This window comes from Hymenobacter elongatus (genome assembly GCF_004745955.1).
Taxonomy (GTDB): Bacteria; Bacteroidota; Bacteroidia; order Cytophagales; family Hymenobacteraceae; genus Hymenobacter; species Hymenobacter elongatus.
The window spans coordinates 81,786-96,733 of sequence record NZ_SRLD01000008.1; the positions used below are offsets into that span (position 1 = coordinate 81,786).

Sequence of the window (14,948 nt, forward strand, 5' to 3'; positions counted from 1 at the left end):
TCACTTTCCCAGCACCAGCGCTAGCAACGAAAAAGGCACCGGATAACCGGTGCCTTTTTCGTTGCTAGCGCTCTGCAGCCGCGGTCTGTGTTGGTCCGGAAGCTACTACATCAGGTCATTCTACTTGTCACTATTGTCCGGCTTCAGACGCGGATCAAAGGGATGCGGCTCCAGCGAAATTACCCGTAGCTGCTCGTGTGCCGGGTGCCGGGGATTGAGCAGGTAGTTCCATTCCGTGGGGGCGTGGGCCGAGGGAACCTTCATAATCCAGTGGCTACCTTCGTCCAGCCAGGCGCGGGTAAGCTGGGCCAGCTCCAGCGGATAGGGCATCTGCTGCCAGTTAGCGGGCAGCTGGGCCATGTTTATTTCCCTGATAGGGGTAGCGTCCGGCACTTCCAGGGTCAGGGCAAAATAGTTGCGCGGTAGCGAGGGCGAGTTGGCGAGCACCTCTAGCTTGGCCAGCGACAAATGCTCGGAGGTATACAGAATTGGGGTGCCTTTCTCGTGCCACCGGCCCGCGTAGTAAAGGCCACCCTGGCCGGTAGTGTCTTTGATATAAGGCGATTTGCCGAGCCGGTAGAGGCGCATGCCGGGGGAGCTGGATCAACGGAAGGAACAGGGGAGGAGCCGCTCTGGAATCGGGCAGCACAGGAATAAAATCGTAGGCCTCAGGAGTAAATTCCGTATTCGATGCGGCCCAGAATTTCGCGCACCTGCTCCCGCCCGATGGCAGAAGAAAGCAGCTCCTTGGGCTTGATGCTGCCCAGGGCCGGGTTGGGCGTTTCCAGCCAGTGGTGAAAATCATCCTGATCTTCGAATACGTCCAGTCCTTTGGCTAGTACGGCCGAGAGTTGAATAGTCTTCTCGGCCTCGTCCAGCGTCAGGGCCCGCTTGGCTTGCTCGCGCCGGGCCAGCGTGCTCTCCGATACTCCCAGTACCACACTGATTTCCTTGTTGGAAAAGCGCAGCCGTAGCTGCAAGGCTCGCAACGCCTGCACCGACAGCCCCTTAACGGCCACGGCCAGCAGATCCAGCTCGTTGTGCACCAGCTGCGGAATGACGGCCCCGCCGCCCATCAGATCGACCATCGTGGCCACGGAGGTTCTACGAACGAGAGTCATTTGCTTATTTTTGAATCGTCATTTGAAGGCAATATACGCAATAACCATTTTCCGCGACTATAAATTCACGTGCCGTTGCACCCTGTCTTGCCCGTGCGACTGGCTCGAAGTTGCTACTTTGGCCCGCTACTCTCTTTTCGTATGTCAACTACTACGCTGAACGCGCCGCACATCATTGCCCAAACCGCCGACTTCGTCCGCGACAAATTTCTCGGCGAGGGCTCCGGCCACGACTGGGCCCACATTCGCCGGGTATGGCACACCAGCCGGGCCCTGGCCGTCACGCTGCCCGCTGCCGATCCGCTCGTGACGGAGCTGGCGGCGCTGCTGCACGACGTGGCCGACTGGAAGTTTCACGCCGGTGATGAGGAAGCCGGACCCCGCGCCGCCCGCGCCTGGCTAACGGGTCTGTCGGTGCCCGAGGCTATTATTGTCCGCGTGGAGACCATTATTCGGGAGATTTCCTTCAAAGGGCTGGGGGTGCCCACGCCCATGAGCACGCCGGAAGGGGAAGTAGTGCAGGACGCCGACCGCCTTGATGCCATTGGCGCCATTGGGGTGGCGCGGGCTTTTGCCTACGGCGGCCACAAAGGTCGTTCGCTCCACGACCCCGCCGTGCCGCCCGTGGCCCACGAGTCCTTTGAAAGCTACAAGCGCAACGCGGCTCCTACGATCAACCACTTTTACGAAAAGCTGCTGCACCTGCGCGAGCGGCTGCACACGCCCGCTGCCCGCCGCATTGCCGAGGAGCGCCACCAGTTTCTGGAAACCTTCCTGGCGCAGTTTCTGCGCGAGTGGGAAGGGGAGGACCTCGCCTAAACGACCCTCTCCGTCGGCCTGAAGCTCTGGGCTGGTAACTGGCACCCGAATTTCTACCTTTGGCCCATGACATTTCGTTTGCTTTCTCTGCGGCTCCTGCTGCCGCTGCTGCTACTGGTGGGGGCTGCCTCCTGCCGCACCTGTCCCATGACCTCCTGCCACACGCGCAAGATGCATTCCCATAACGGCAACCGGTATCGGGGGCAGCCGTTGTGGAAAAAACAGAACCCGGCGGTGGGGGAAAAAATCAAGACCTATAATCCCAAAGCCGGCCAGCACAAAGCCGATAAGAGCAAGTCAAAAGAATAGCCTGAATTAGGCAAAACGGGCCCTTTTTCGTAGCTTGCGGGCTTCTCGCAGTACTCATTCACTGGTGCCAAGCGCTCCTCTTTCCAGGAGCCATGGCCGACTTAGATTTCCCTATGGCGGAAGGCGAAAAGATCATTCCGATTAACATTGAAGACGAGATGCGTGGCGCTTACATCGATTATTCGATGTCGGTCATCATCTCCCGGGCGCTGCCCGACGTGCGCGACGGCCTGAAGCCCGTGCACCGACGCGTGCTCTACGGCATGTCCGAACTGGGCGTATCCTACAACAAATCCTATAAAAAAAGTGCCCGTATCGTGGGCGAGGTGCTGGGTAAGTACCACCCCCACGGCGACTCCTCGGTCTACGACACGATGGTGCGCATGGCCCAGGACTGGAGCCTGCGCTATCCGCTGGTGGATGGGCAGGGAAACTTCGGCTCCATCGACGGCGACTCGCCGGCCGCCATGCGCTACACCGAAGCCCGCCTCAAGCGCCTGGCCGACGAAATGCTGGGCGACCTGGACAAGGATACCGTCGATTTTCAACCCAACTTCGATGATTCGCTGGAAGAGCCCAGCGTGATGCCGGCTAAATTCCCGAACCTGCTGGTTAACGGCACGACGGGTATTGCCGTGGGTATGGCTACCAACATGGCCCCTCACAACCTGACAGAAGTCGTTAGCGGCATCATTGCCTACCTCGACAACGAGGACATCACCATTCCCGAGCTGATGGAGTTCGTTACCGCTCCGGATTTTCCGACCGGTGGTACCATCTACGGCTACGAGGGCGTGAAGCAGGCTTTTGAAACCGGCCGGGGCCGCATCGTAATGCGGGCCAAAGCCCACTACGAAACGCTGCCCAGCGGCAAGGAGCAAATCGTCATCACCGAAATTCCCTATATGGTGAATAAGGCGTCGATGATCGAGAAAACTGCTGCGCTGATTAACGAGAAGCGGATCGAGGGCATTTCCGACCTGCGCGACGAGTCCGACCGCGACGGGATGCGTATCGTGTATGATTTGAAGCGCGACGCCATGCCCAACGTGGTGCTCAATCAACTCTACCGCTATACGCAGCTGCAATCCTCTTTCGGCGTCAACAACGTGTGCCTGGTGAAAGGCCGCCCGATGACGTTGAACCTGAAGGAGCTGATTCACTATTTCGTGGAGCACCGCGCCGATGTTATCGTGCGCCGTACGCGCTACGAGCTGGCCGAAGCTCAGAAGCGGGCCCACATCCTGGAAGGCTTGCTTATTGCGCTCGATCATCTGGATGAGGTAATCGCTCTGATCCGGAGCTCCCGCGACGGGGATGCCGCCCGGGCCCAGCTGATCGAGCGCTTCGCCCTGAGTGAGGTGCAGGCCCGCGCTATCCTGGACATGCGTCTGCAGCGCCTCACGGGCCTGGAGCGCGACAAAATCGTGCAGGAGTACGAAGAGCTCATGCGGCTGGTCGACCATCTGAAGGCGGTATTGGCTTCCGATGAGCTCCAGCGCCAGATCATCAAGGATGAGTTGATCGACATCCGGGAACGGTATGGCGATAAGCGCCGCACCATGATTGAGTACGCCGGCGGCGACTTCTCAATGGAGGACATGATTGCCGACGAGAGCATGGTTATCACCATCTCGCGCGAAGGCTACATCAAGCGCACAGCCTTGGACGAATACCGGACGCAGGGACGCGGTGGCGTAGGTGCCAAAGGAGCAGCCTCCAAGCAGGACGACTTCACGGAGCACCTGTTTGTGGCAACCACCCACGAGTACCTGCTATTCTTTACGGAGCTGGGCCGCGTGTTTTGGCTCAAGGTGTACGAAGTTCCGGAAGGAGGGAAGAACACCAAAGGCCGGCCGATTCAGAACCTGATTGAGATTCCGCGCGAGGATTCGGTGCGCTCCGTGCTGAACGTGCGTGGGCTGCGCGACCCGGACTACCTGGAAAATACCTTCCTGATGTTCTGCACGGAGCAGGGCACGGTGAAGAAAACGCCGCTCGAAGCGTATTCGCGACCCCGTACGGCTGGTATCAACGCCATTACCATCAACGAGGGCGACCGGCTGCTGGACGTACAGCTCACCACCGGCACCAGTGAGATTGTGGTGGCCCTGAGCTCAGGCCGGGCTGTGCGCTTCCCGGAAGGCAAAGTGCGCTCGATGGGCCGCAACGCCGCCGGGGTGCGCGGTATCAGCCTGGCCGATAAGACCGATCGGGTAGTCGGCATGGTCTGCATTTCTGACCCAACCACCCAGGAGTTGTTGGTGGTGTCGGAGAATGGTTATGGCAAGCGCAGTTCCCTGGAGGAGTACCGCGTCACCAACCGGGGTGGTAAGGGCGTGCGCGCCATGAAAATCACGGACAAAACCGGGGCGCTGGTAGCCATCAAGGACGTGCAGGACTCGGACGAGCTGATGATTATCAACAAGTCCGGTATCACCATCCGGCTGCGCATGAGTGATTTGCGCACCATTGGGCGGGCTACGCAGGGCGTACGGCTGCTGAAAATCAATGAGGGCGACGAAATATCATCGGTGGCCAAAGTGGCCACCGATGATAAGGAGCCCGACGCTCTGGAGGGTGAAGGCGGGGTAAACGGTAGCCCGGACGGGGCCGCGGAGCATCTGTCGGATGCACCTCTGGCATCGGATGATGTAGCTTCCCTAACCGATCCGGATACGCTTAGCGACAACTAAGAGTTAAAAAGGCTTGCGTACTTTCGGGCACGGTATTCGTTTAGAATGCCCAACTGAGGGCATGCAAGCCTTTTTCCTTTCTCGCCGGGCGGCTGAACCAAGTGTTGGCCCCGGGCGTTTCTTTTCCAATTCCTTCCACTCATCCATCCTTTATTCTTCAGCCAAAAACCATGAAGAAGATTTTTCTGACGCTCGTAGCTGCTGCCGCGCTGCATACTGCTTCGGCCCAACAATCGGCCGTGACGAATGCTATCCTGAACCAGCGTAGCGGATTGCTCGATAAAGCACAGGTCGATATTGACAAGGCGGTGCTCAACGAGAAGACCTCTACCAAAGCCAAAACCTGGTATACGCGGGGCGAGATTTACGAGGGAATATTGGCGAGCCCCATCTACAGCAAAAACCTGAAAGCCAGTGAAGGCACGAAAATAGCCTACGAGTCTTATAACAAAACCATCGAGCTTGATGGGAAAACAGGGGAGTTCGGCAAGCTGGCCGTGCAGAAGCTAGACAACCTCTACGGGCTGGCTTTCAACGCCGGCGTTGAAAGCTACAACGGCAAAAACTACGATGCCGCACTCGAGTCGTATCGGATGGCCCAGCAGATTCGCCCGCAGGATACGACGGCGTATCTGTATGCAGCATACGCTGCCGAAGCCAAGCAGGATTACAGCACCGCCAGAGACACGTATGGCAAGCTGCTGGCGATGAACTACAAGTCGCCCGCTTTGTACGGTCGGATGCTGCAGATGGCCCGGCAGGAGAAAAACGACGCGGAGGCAATGAAAGTAGTTCAGCAAGCCCTGGTTGCTTACCCCAACAACAAGGTCTTCATGCTCGAGGAGCTGAACATGTACCTCAGCGCGGGCCGTGGACCGGAAGCAATCGGCAAGCTGGAAAAAGCTATTGCCGCCGATCCGACGAACGGGAACTTGTACGCGGTGCTCGGCTCACTGTATGATCAGGGCAAGCAGCCGGAAAAAGCCCTGGCTGCTTACCGGAAGTCGGTGGAAGTAGATCCGAGCAACTTCGATGCGCAATTCAACCTGGGCGTATACAACTATAATAAAGCGGCCGATCTGTTCACCAAGGCTAGTAAGATGGACTTGGCTACGTATCAGAAGTCGGGTAAGAAATTCGAGGCCGATGGCAAGAAATACTTCCAGGAATCATTGCCGTATTTCGAGAAGGCGTTGCAGTTGCAGCCCAATGATCGGGCGGTGGTTTCTTCCTTGCAGAAAGTATACGTCCGCTTAGGACGTAATGCCGACGCCGAAAAGATGAACACCAAGCTGGAGGCGCTGAATAAAAAATAAGATAATCTCTGCACCAGCAGGGGATGTTTAAAAAAGCGGCTCGTTGCACAACGAGCCGCTTTTTTAAAAACCGTACTTAACATAATATAAATTATAAGACAAATCGCCAGCAGTTAATGCAGTCTAGGTTTTACAGTCGTTTCCGGGCAGAATCTCCATTGTATAGAGTCCTCGGTTACGACTGACTTGCTGCCGAATTAGGGCGTTTGTGTGGAAGCGCAGGATCAGCTAGCTGTAGGTTATTCTCGTTGGAGTTGTCACTGCGGCTACCAGAAAGCTTGGAAGCTATTTTAGGCAGCATCCTTTAAACTTTGTTTTATCGTTCTCATGCTGCCTCCTTATTCTGCAAAGTGCCGATGAAAGAATTTCAATCTAAATCTACTGTCATATCAGTGTTCGATTCAGTGTGCGCGTGTGTTGGAATCTAACTACAGTTCCATAGCGTTTCATTCTTTTTTTAGGGTACCCCGCTCCTGGTAGTTTATGTGCGTTTCAGTGGTACCTAGCCGTATGTGATCTGTTGAACACTTAAATGCGTGAAGATCTGTTGTGGGTTGTAAACAAGCTGTAAACAGAGCATTGGCCCTCCCTGTCGGCCCCGCGGCCCTAGCATGTATGAGTGGTATTTGTTAATCACTTTGGGTGCGGTATCAGCAAGGGTTTACCTTCGATAGTGATTCAATCATTACAAGTCTATCAAAGTATAAAATAGTATAAAAAAGCTTTTAAATATTATACTTTTTTATACTATTTGCTGCTATTATATACTTGCTGTTCTTATACTTGTACTTTCATCTCTTGTCTGAATTACTCGTTACATGCCCAAGACCATAGACTATCCGCGCACTAGCTACATGAGCGCATGGGAAGTAGCGGAAGTAGTTGATGACACTGGCGGTAAATGCGCTATCGACACATGTGCCCGGAAGTTAAACCGCAAAGTGAGTGGCTCTTTCAAGGCCATCATTGGTTCGGCAGTGAAGTTTGGCTTAGTTACCAGCAAGCGTGAGCTACTGACAACTACTAATCTGTTTCGCCGCATTAAACACGCCTACGACAAGCAGGAAGAGAAAGTATTCCATCGCGAGGCCTTCCTGCATCCTCCACTCTTTACGCAGATCTGCCGCAAGTTTCGCAACAGGGAATTACCCGTGCATATGCTTGACGTGATGCTTATCCGAGAGTTTGGCGTCGAGGAGATAAATGCGCAGGTTGTGGCCAAGTCATTCGTTGAAGGGGCCCGCATGGCCGGGATAATGGATGAACGCAACACAGTGGCTGACATAGACCAATTGGCAGCTCAACAAGCGCCACGCCGGGAGCTGGCTAGCACGGAACTACCACAGAACCTTTTCAAAACCCAAACAACTCCGCCCGAGCCAACAGCTACTGCTGATGCTTCCAATAGTAGTGCAGCTGTGACCTCTTTTGTATTTGTACCTGCGCCCACCAGCCCGCCAACAGCTTCCATACGGACCCATGACGCGGTATCAAGCTTATTCGGGTTGGATACAGAAAGTATGGACGACGTGGTGGAAGACATTGGTTCTGCGCCAGAGCTTTACAACAGCTCGCAAACACCGCTAGCAAGTAAAGAGACCTGGGCGCCAACGCAACCCGAACCACTGGCACGTAAAGCCCCACACGCTTCGGAATCATCTACAGCAACAGATTCTAACAGTAAGGCCCCAACTGTCCAGGAAGGCTACTTCATTCGGATTAGCGGGCCAGGGATTGATACGCAACTGGCTATTCAGGATATTGACGACCTACAGATTGTGAATATCCTGCTGGAAAAGGTGCGGAAACAACTTAGCCGCTGACACTTTGTCGGCTCTACTCCCACTCGGGAAAAACGCAATTCTCTGCACTTGTTTATTAATTATGTTAAACAGAAAATTGTTGTACCCCCCCGCCGCTTGCCCTGATACCCTTACCTTTATTTCATTCGCTGCTTTTACCATTTTGGCTTCTCTCTATGCATACTGTCCTGGTTACCGGCTGCGCGGGCTTCATTGGGTCGCACGTATGCGAGCAGCTCCTGGCCCAAGGCTACCGGGTTCTGGGCCTCGATAACTTTGATCTATTCTACGACCGCCGCCGCAAAGAGGTAAATATGGCGGCTCTGCTGCTCCACCCCGGCTTTGTATTTTACGAGCTTGATTTGCGGGCTGGCTCGCTAGCATTACACGAGAACTTACCCCCGGAAGAAATCGACATAGTAGTGCATCTTGCCGCCAAGGCGGGCGTCGGACTGTCGGTACGGGAGCCTCAGGCGTACCTGGAAAACAACGTGCAGGGCACACTGCATCTGCTGGAATGGATGCGGCAGCGCTGCATCACCAAGCTGTTTTTCTCCTCCTCCTCTTCCGTGTATGGCAATACTGCTCAAAAGCCCTTCCGGGAAGATATGGCGCTGGTGCACAGTTGTCTATCGCCGTATGCGGTCAGTAAGCTGGCTGGAGAACATCTAACCCATACGTACCACCATCTGTACGGATTGTCGGTCATAGTGGGCCGTTTTTTTACGGTATATGGCCCGCGCCAGCGCCCCGACCTGGCCATTTATAAATTCGCGCAGCTCCTGCGCCAGCAGCAGCCAATTCCGGTGTATGGCGATGGATCGACGGCCCGCGACTACACTTTCGTCGATGATACCGTAGCCGGGATTCTGCAGGGCGTGGCGTATCTGGTGCGCAAGCAATGCGTCTACGAAATCGTTAACCTAGGAAACCATCATCCCGTCCCCCTACTAACGCTTATCCGGGCCGTAGCGGCAGCGGTGGGAATTCCCGGCAAACCTCATTTAGTCTTTCAACCGATGCAGGCCGGCGATGCCGATACGACCTTCGCCGACATCGGCAAAGCGCACCAACTCCTCGGCTACACGCCTCGCACCACCCTGGACGACGGACTACAGCAGTTTGTGGCCTGGCTTGACCAGCCCACACTAGTAGACACCATTTGAACAAACGGCGTACTAACGCCCAGGCAGGTTTAAACCGACCTGCGGCCGCTGCTCCCGCCGCAACAGCAGAATATTGCGAGCATATACCACCGTACCAAACACGTTGCCAACAATCAGTACACTATCGAGGCGTAGCAGCGCATAGGTCAGAATCAGGATGGAACCGGCTAGGCTGACCACCCAGAAGCCCAAGGGTAGCACAGAGGTCCCCCGGCGCTCGGAGTACAGCCACTGGTAGACAAAGCGCAGTAGAAATACGACCTGCCCCACCGCCCCCAGCACCAGCCAGCCGCCGGGAATAGCCGTGTGCAGCATGTGCTGCAGGCCAAAATGCGGAGTTCCTACCCCGAACCACCCCAGCATCCCCAGCGGGAATCCGTAGGCTACCAACCGGAACCACGAGCTGAGCTTCCCCCATTCGCCCAGCAGCTGCAGGTTGCGGATATAGATACCATAGCTCAGCAGCTGTGCGACCAGAATGATGGGGTCGTGGCGCAGCATGCCGTATATAATCATCAGAAAGGATGACAGCAGGCTTATCTTCCAGAATAGCGTAGGCACCAGCACCCGCCGGGCCCGTTCGCTCTGCACCCATTGCAGCACGATGCGACTGGAAAACAGCAGCTGCGAAACCAGCCCAATGGCCAGCGCGAGGGTATGGCCACTCATACTTCCTTAACAGCGAACGTTACGACGACCGGGACTCGGCGCGCAGGGCCTCCCCGATTTCGTAGTTTTTCCAGCGGCTCCGAATCCAGCGGAAGCCGAACGTATCGACCAGGGGCTTCCAGGCGCGGTTCCAGAGGGTATATTTGGCCGTGCCGGCAAAGCGCGGGAAATGCTGAACCGGCAGCTGCTTCACCCGCCCGCCCTGCAGCTGCACCAACGCTCCCAGGAAGCGGTGCATGCCGTGAAATAACGGCAGCCGTCGGGCATATTCTATTTTGAGAATTTTGAGGGGGCAGCCCGTATCCTGGATACCATCATTAATAAGGGTCCGGCGTACGGTATTGGCCAACCGGGAAGACAGCTTTTTAACCAGCGTATCCTGCCGCCGGGCCCGGATACCATTGACCATGTCGTACTCGGGAAAGAAGGCCAGAAAGTGGAGGAAGTCGAGCGGCGTGGTCTGAATGTCGGAGTCGATATACCCGACCAGGGTGCCGCGGCAGTGGTCGATACCGGCTTTGATGGCCGTGCTCAGCCCCTGATTGCGGGCCAGGGAAATATATTCGTAGCGCACATCCGAGCCGCAAATACCGCGTAGCAACGCCAGCGAGCCGTCGGTACTGCCATCGTTCACAAACAGTACGGTGGTGGGTAGCGGCGTCTGGGCCAGAAAGACGTTCATCTCCACCACAAACTGCCCCAGGCTTTCCTCCTCGTTGTAGACGGGAACCAGCACCGTTAGCTGCTGCCGAGCCAAATAAGAAGAGGTATCAGACATACAAGTGCTTCAAGCGGGGTGTAAAATAGCACTAATTATCCTGAGCCTGGTTTTGACGTCCTTGCGCGAGGTGACTATTCAGCTCGTCCAGCACTACCTACTCCGCAAGGATGCAACTCATCGAGCTTTTACATCGATTACCAACTTAAACCGGCAACACACGACAGCGCCCCGTTCCGATAGAATACAATACCAGAACGGGACGACTAATCGCGCCGGATGCCCCCGGAAATAGTCGTGTGACGCTGCCGCAACACGGCAAGGACATCGTCCAGAGATAAGCCAGAGGCGGCCAGCAGCACCAGCAGGTGATAGAGCAAGTCGGCAGCTTCGCCGGGCAGACCCTGCTTGTTGCCGGCCACGGCATCAATGACGGTTTCGACGGCTTCCTCCCCTACTTTCTGGGCAATCTTGGGCAAGCCTTTGCGAAACAACGAAGCCGTGTAGGACTTCGGATCTTCGTCGGGAAAGTCGCGGCGGCGCTGCACCAGCTGCTCCAGCTCGGCCAGAAAGCTGATCGGAGCCGTGGGCAGGGCCGTTTGGTCGACCTGCTCGAAACAGCTGACCGTACCGCGGTGGCAGGTCGGGCCGTCGGGCCGGGCCCGCACCAGGATGGCATCCTGGTCGCAGTCGGCGTGCAGGCTGACGACGGTCAGGAAGTTGCCGGAGGTTTCGCCCTTGGTCCAGAGCCGGTTTTTGGAGCGGGAGAAGAACGTCACGCGGCCTTCGGCCTGGGTTTTGGTCCAGGCTTCCTCATTCATGTATCCCAGCATCAGTACCTGCCCCGTGGCAGCATCCTGTACTACGGCGGGCAGCAGCCCATCCATTTTTTTAAAGTCGAGTTCCACGCGTACAGATCAGGTTAAGAAGAAAGGCTGCCGACCAACAGAGCCGACGGCAAGCAGAGCCGCCCCGCAGGCTACAGCCGCATCGGAATGCCTTCGGCCTGCAGGTGCTCTTTCAGCTCCCGGATGCCGATTTCGCCGAAATGAAAGATGCTGGCGGCCAGACCGGCGTGGGCCTGCGCCTGCTGGAAGACCTGGGTGAAGTGCGCCATGCTCCCCGCCCCGCCCGAAGCCACCACCGGGATGGATACGGCCCGGGCCACGGCGCCGGTTATATCCAGGGCAAAGCCATCCTTAGTGCCGTCGTTGCTCATGGAGGTCAGCAACAGCTCGCCGGCCCCACGCTCGGCGGCCTCCCGGCACCAGGCCACGGCGTCGCGCTCGGTATTATGGGTACCGGCGCGGGTATACACCTGCCACCCGGCCTCGGCCGTGTAGCGCGCATCGGCCGCTACCACGATGCACTGGCTGCCGAAGCGGCGGGCCAGCTCGTCGATCAGCTCGGGGCGGTGCAGGGCCGCAGAGTTGATGCTGACCTTATCGGCTCCACTCAGCAGCAAGGCTTCCACATCAGCCACGGTACCGATACCGCCCCCCACGGTAAAAGGAATATCCAGCTCGCGGGCCACGTCGCGCACCAAATGAAGTAGCGTGGTGCGCTTCTGGTTGGTAGCCGTGATATCGAGAAATACCAGCTCGTCGGCTCCTTCCTGGGCGTAGCGGGCCGCCAGGGCCACCGGGTCGCCGGCGTCGCGCAGGCCCTCGAAGCGGACGCCCTTCACGGTGCGGCCATCTTTCACGTCGAGGCAGGGAATAATACGTTTGGTGAGCATACAGCTAGGGCTGGAATAGAGAGCTAGAGGAACTTCTGCAGGTCGGCCAACGAGATGGTGCCCTCGTAGATGGCTTTGCCAATAATAGCGCCGTGCATCCCGGCTTCGGCCAAGGCTTCCACGTCGGCCAGCGTCGTGACGCCGCCGCTGGCCACGAGCTGGGCGGCGGGCAACTGGCGGCGCAGGAGCTGGTAGGTTTCCAGGGCCGGACCCTGCAGCTTGCCATCCTTGCTGACATCGGTGCACACAAAAGTGGTGGCTCCCTGGGCTAGGTACGCGGCAATAAACTCGGCCACCGTCCGCTCCGACTGCTCGGCCCAGGCATTGATAGAAATGTGGTTGTCGCGAAAATCAGCCCCAATCAGGATGCGCGCCGCTCCAAACGTGCGCAGCCACTGCGCCACGGTTTCGGGCTCCCGCACCGCAATGCTGCCGGCCGTAATCTGGGCAGCACCCGCGTCGAAGGCCTGGCGCACGGCCTGCTCACTCTGCAAGCCGCCCCCAAAGTCAATCACGAGACTGGTGTGGCGGGCAATGCTTTCCAGCACGGCCAGGTTCACCGGCTGCCGGGCCCGGGCCCCATCCAGATCTACCAGGTGCAGGCGGCGCACCCCGGCGGCTTCGAAGCGCTGGGCTACGGCCAGCGGGTCGGCATCGTAGGTGGTTTGCTGGGCAAAGTCGCCTTCGGTGAGGCGCACGCACTGGCCGTGGATGAGGTCAATAGCGGGAATGATTTCCATGGGAGAATTAAAGCTTCAGGAAGTTGTCGAGAATACGCGTACCCACCGGGCCGCTCTTCTCGGTATGAAACTGCACGGCGTAGAAGTTGTGGTGCTGCACGGCGGCGCTGAAGGGCATGGGGTAGGCGGCCTCAGCAATAGTATACTCGCCGACGGGAGCATAGTAGCTGTGCACGAAGTACACGAAGTCCTGCTCCCGCAAGCCGGCAAACAAGGGCGAGCGAAGCTGCTGCAATGTATTCCAGCCCATGTGGGGCACCTTGAACTCGGCCGCCGCCGCAAAGCGCTTCACCTCGAAGGGCAGAATTCCCAGCATCGAGGTGTCGTTTTCCTCGCTGTGGGTACCCAGCAGCTGCATGCCCAGACAGATTCCCAGGAAGGGCTGGGTGAGCGTGGGCAATACCTGATCCAGGCCCTGCGCCCGCAGCTCCCGCATGGCGGAAGCAGCCTCACCCTCGCCCGGAAACAGAATCTTATCGGCCCGCCGGATAACCTCCGGATCGGCCGTGAGCGTGGCCTGCACACCCAGCCGCTCCAGGGCAAACAGCACCGACTGCACGTTGCCGCCCTTATAATCTATTACCGCTATTTTCATTTGAGTAATGTTAGGCGTTTATTCATTTGCATAATAAGAGAAACCTAGCGGTGTCAGTCAGGGGGTTAACCAGCTAAACCACCCACTACAGGCACGCATGAGCTCTTTATCCAAATGTTAAAACATTTGGATAAAGAGGGTGACTCTACAAAATTCCTTTCGTGCTGGGAATTTCCATCTTGCCGGCATCCCGCACCAAGGCCATCTTGATGGCCTTGGCGACGGCCTTGAAAATGGCTTCGATCTTGTGGTGTTCGTTCTGGCCTTCGCACTTAATGTTGAGGTTGCAGCGGGCCGCGTCAGAGAAGCTCTTGAAGAAATGGTAGAATAATTCGCAGGGCATATCCCCTACCCGCTCCCGCTTGAACTCGGCCTCCCACACAATCCAGGGCCGGCCGGAAAAGTCGATGGCGGCCTGGGCCAGCACGTCGTCCATGGGCAGCAGAAAGCCGTAGCGGGCCAGGCCGCGCTTGTCGCCCAGGGCCTGGGTGAAGGCTTCGCCCAGGGCAATGGCCGTGTCTTCGATGGTATGGTGCTCATCGATGTGCAGGTCGCCCTGCACCTGGATTTTCATATCAACGCCCGAGTGCTTGCTGAGCTGATCGAGCATGTGGTCGAAGAAGCCCAGGCCGGTGTGCATCTCAGGACGCCCCGCTCCGTCGAGGTTCAGCTCGATGCGGATCTTGGTTTCGTTCGTGTCGCGCTGCACGATGGCGCGGCGGGCGGGCAGGCGCAGAAACTGGTAGATGCTTTCCCAGCTCGTCGTCGTCAGGGCCGCACGGTCGTCGGCTTCCTCCCGAATCAGAATAGATTGGCTGCCCAGGTTATGGGCCAGCTCCACGTCGGTAAGCCGGTCGCCGATAACGAAGGAGTTCGGCAAATCATAGCTTCCCTCGGCCAGGTAGTGCTGCAGCATGCCGATGCCCGGCTTACGGGTGGACAGATTGTCGTGGGGGAAACTGCGGTCGATGTGCTCCCGGACAAACTCCACTCCTTCCGAGCGCAGCACGTCGAGCATCATCGTATGCGCGGGCCAGAAGGTTTCTTCCGGGAAGCTGGCCGTACCCAGCCCGTCCTGGTTGCTGACCAGCACCAGCTCGTAGTCCAGCTCGCGGGCGATGCGGGCCAAAGCGGTAATGGCGCCGGGCACAAACTGAAATTTCTCCCGGGTCAGGGCATCAACCTGGAAATCGGTGGGCGGCTCAAGCAGGATGGTGCCGTCGCGGTCTATGAACAGTACTTTCTTCATGCGGATATAC

Annotated in this window: 15 protein-coding genes; 6 read left to right on the forward strand and 9 right to left on the reverse strand. The window is 57.4% G+C overall.

The window, feature by feature from the left end; translation table 11 throughout:
• Positions 1–120 precede the first annotated feature (120 nt).
• Positions 121–588 (reverse strand): RES family NAD+ phosphorylase, encoded by a 468-nt coding sequence (locus E5J99_RS05960; RefSeq protein ID WP_135496808.1) that lies wholly within the window; start codon positions 586–588, stop codon positions 121–123.
• Positions 589–668: 80 nt separating this feature from the next.
• Complete coding sequence (parS, locus tag E5J99_RS05965; RefSeq protein WP_135496809.1) at positions 669–1,121, reverse strand: type II RES/Xre toxin-antitoxin system antitoxin; 453 nt, start codon at positions 1,119–1,121, stop codon at positions 669–671.
• 141 nt (positions 1,122–1,262) lie between these two features.
• Between parS and E5J99_RS05970 the strand changes: the two genes are divergently transcribed.
• The 6 genes from E5J99_RS05970 (at position 1,263) to E5J99_RS05995 (ending at position 9,229) form a co-directional block, all read left to right on the forward strand.
• Positions 1,263–1,940, forward strand: a complete 678-nt coding sequence (locus E5J99_RS05970) for an HD domain-containing protein (RefSeq protein ID WP_135496810.1) — start codon at positions 1,263–1,265, stop codon at positions 1,938–1,940.
• A gap of 66 nt (positions 1,941–2,006) precedes the next feature.
• Positions 2,007–2,249, forward strand: coding sequence for a hypothetical protein (locus E5J99_RS05975; protein ID WP_135496811.1), 243 nt, complete (start codon positions 2,007–2,009; stop codon positions 2,247–2,249).
• Positions 2,250–2,362: 113 nt separating this feature from the next.
• Positions 2,363–4,945 carry a DNA gyrase subunit A gene (gene gyrA / locus E5J99_RS05980; protein WP_135496843.1) on the forward strand — a complete coding sequence of 861 codons (2,583 nt, stop codon included), beginning with the start codon at positions 2,363–2,365 and terminating at the stop codon, positions 4,943–4,945.
• A gap of 170 nt (positions 4,946–5,115) precedes the next feature.
• Positions 5,116–6,261: a tetratricopeptide repeat protein gene (locus tag E5J99_RS05985; RefSeq protein WP_135496812.1), complete on the forward strand. Its 1,146-nt coding sequence runs from the start codon at positions 5,116–5,118 to the stop codon at positions 6,259–6,261.
• A gap of 818 nt (positions 6,262–7,079) precedes the next feature.
• Positions 7,080–8,084: a hypothetical protein gene (locus E5J99_RS05990; RefSeq protein ID WP_135496813.1), complete on the forward strand. Its 1,005-nt coding sequence runs from the start codon at positions 7,080–7,082 to the stop codon at positions 8,082–8,084.
• A gap of 155 nt (positions 8,085–8,239) precedes the next feature.
• The gene (locus E5J99_RS05995) at positions 8,240–9,229 is read left to right on the forward strand and encodes a GDP-mannose 4,6-dehydratase (protein WP_135496814.1); all 990 of its coding nucleotides are present in this window, start codon (positions 8,240–8,242) and stop codon (positions 9,227–9,229) included.
• Positions 9,230–9,241: 12 nt separating this feature from the next.
• Here E5J99_RS05995 and E5J99_RS06000 read toward each other — a convergent pair whose 3' ends face one another.
• From E5J99_RS06000 to hisB, 7 genes are all read right to left on the reverse strand, one after another.
• A complete protein-coding gene (locus E5J99_RS06000) occupies positions 9,242–9,898 on the reverse strand; it encodes a lipid-A-disaccharide synthase N-terminal domain-containing protein (RefSeq protein ID WP_135496815.1) in 657 nt (218 codons plus the stop codon).
• A 19-nt stretch (positions 9,899–9,917) separates the two neighbouring features.
• A complete protein-coding gene (locus E5J99_RS06005) occupies positions 9,918–10,676 on the reverse strand; it encodes a glycosyltransferase (protein WP_135496816.1) in 759 nt (252 codons plus the stop codon).
• Positions 10,677–10,882: 206 nt separating this feature from the next.
• Positions 10,883–11,524, reverse strand: a complete 642-nt coding sequence (gene hisIE / locus E5J99_RS06010) for a bifunctional phosphoribosyl-AMP cyclohydrolase/phosphoribosyl-ATP diphosphatase HisIE (protein ID WP_135496817.1) — start codon at positions 11,522–11,524, stop codon at positions 10,883–10,885.
• Positions 11,525–11,595: 71 nt separating this feature from the next.
• The gene (gene hisF, locus E5J99_RS06015; protein ID WP_135496818.1) at positions 11,596–12,354 is read right to left on the reverse strand and encodes an imidazole glycerol phosphate synthase subunit HisF; all 759 of its coding nucleotides are present in this window, start codon (positions 12,352–12,354) and stop codon (positions 11,596–11,598) included.
• A 23-nt stretch (positions 12,355–12,377) separates the two neighbouring features.
• On the reverse strand, positions 12,378–13,094 hold the full coding sequence (gene hisA, locus E5J99_RS06020; protein WP_135496819.1) for a 1-(5-phosphoribosyl)-5-[(5-phosphoribosylamino)methylideneamino]imidazole-4-carboxamide isomerase: 717 nt from the start codon (positions 13,092–13,094) through the stop codon (positions 12,378–12,380).
• Between the two features lie 7 nt (positions 13,095–13,101).
• Complete coding sequence (hisH, locus tag E5J99_RS06025) at positions 13,102–13,689, reverse strand: imidazole glycerol phosphate synthase subunit HisH (RefSeq protein ID WP_135496820.1); 588 nt, start codon at positions 13,687–13,689, stop codon at positions 13,102–13,104.
• A gap of 145 nt (positions 13,690–13,834) precedes the next feature.
• On the reverse strand, positions 13,835–14,938 hold the full coding sequence (hisB, locus tag E5J99_RS06030; RefSeq protein ID WP_135496821.1) for a bifunctional histidinol-phosphatase/imidazoleglycerol-phosphate dehydratase HisB: 1,104 nt from the start codon (positions 14,936–14,938) through the stop codon (positions 13,835–13,837).
• Between the last annotated feature and the right edge of the window lie 10 nt (positions 14,939–14,948).